This is a genomic window from Vibrio sp. Y176 (genome assembly GCF_033438945.1).
This window is the reverse complement of sequence record NZ_JAWOQS010001089.1, coordinates 1-536: the sequence shown is the minus strand read 5'-3', so window position 1 is coordinate 536 and position 536 is coordinate 1. Positions and strand designations below refer to the sequence as shown.

General features: G+C 45.9%; 1 pseudogene. It reads left to right on the top strand.

What is annotated here, in order from left to right:
• Window positions 1–536, top strand: a pseudogene (locus tag R7O13_RS30360) (hypothetical protein); the annotation flags it as partial.

Below are 536 nucleotides of genomic sequence, written 5' to 3'. Positions count from 1 at the left end.
ATCGCGGAGTTGGGTGATCTTAACCCGTTGAAAATGGCGCTGGGTCTTGAGTCTCCAACCCAATCATTAGCGGATAGCGGTCGTGCTGAAGCCATCCAAACTCAGTATGGTAAAAACAACAACTCTTTTGGCTACATCGACCATCGTGAAATCATCAAAGGTTTAACCACTGTTGATGGCAACATGTTTGCTCGTCAATTAACTCGTCTTAATGTCGATCCAAACATTACGGAAATGCGCACACCAGTTTGTCATAACGAGTTTACGCAAATTGCAGAAAACTGGCCTCAATCGGTGGCGTTTGCGGAGTACAAGCTAAACGGTGAGCAAGCGTCAATCAAAGGCGGCTTTGTTGTTGAGTCGAAGAATAAAGTGATCGTCGATGCGCTTAAATCGATTCGTGGTGTGTTAACCGAGTCTAACAGCGATAAGAGCTTCTTTAGCTTGGCGCTAGGCATCGACATCAATACGCTTGCGCCATCGATTGGTCAAATTTGGACAGAGATATCTCAGCCACAATACCAATGTGCGCTGCT